We start from the raw sequence: 651 nt of genomic DNA, 5'->3' as shown, positions 1-651 counted from the left end.
TGCCGTGCTTAAGGGCAAATACACCATGACCGGTGAAGCCTTCGATCCGGTTGAGGTGGATATGGGCCGCAGTGAGGAGAATAACATCACGCAGTCCGGCGGCACGGAGTGGAGCAAGCGTGACAAGTCCACGTATGACCCGACCGACGATATCGAAGCCTACGCGCTGAACGCCAGCGGTGTGGTGAATATCATCGTGTTCGATCCGAAAGGCTGGGCGCTGTTCCGTTCCTTCAAAGCCGTCAAGGAGAAGCTGGATACCCGTCGTGGCTCTAATTCCGAGCTGGAGACAGCGGTGAAAGACCTGGGCAAAGCGGTGTCCTATAAGGGGATGTATGGCGATGTGGCCATCGTCGTGTATTCCGGACAGTACGTGGAAAACGGCGTCAAAAAGAACTTCCTGCCGGACAACACGATGGTGCTGGGGAACACTCAGGCACGCGGTCTGCGCACCTATGGCTGCATTCAGGATGCGGACGCACAGCGCGAAGGCATTAACGCCTCTGCCCGTTACCCGAAAAACTGGGTGACCACCGGCGATCCGGCGCGTGAGTTCACCATGATTCAGTCAGCACCGCTGATGCTGCTGGCTGACCCTGATGAGTTCGTGTCCGTACAACTGGCGTAATCATGGCCCTTCGGGAATTCGAT

At 57.1% G+C, this 651-nt stretch carries 1 protein-coding gene; it reads left to right on the top strand.

What is annotated here, in order from left to right:
- Positions 1–628, top strand: a 628-nt coding sequence (locus A3K89_RS19595; RefSeq protein ID WP_174551475.1) for a major capsid protein, incomplete at its 5' end; no start/stop codon positions are given.
- Positions 629–651: the final 23 nt, after the last annotated feature.

The sequence above is a fragment of the Rhodococcoides kyotonense genome, assembly GCF_001645385.1.
Classification (GTDB): domain Bacteria; phylum Actinomycetota; class Actinomycetes; order Mycobacteriales; family Mycobacteriaceae; genus Rhodococcoides; species Rhodococcoides kyotonensis_B.
Note: the sequence above shows the minus strand (reverse complement) of the source record. Positions and strands in the feature narration are given on the sequence as shown.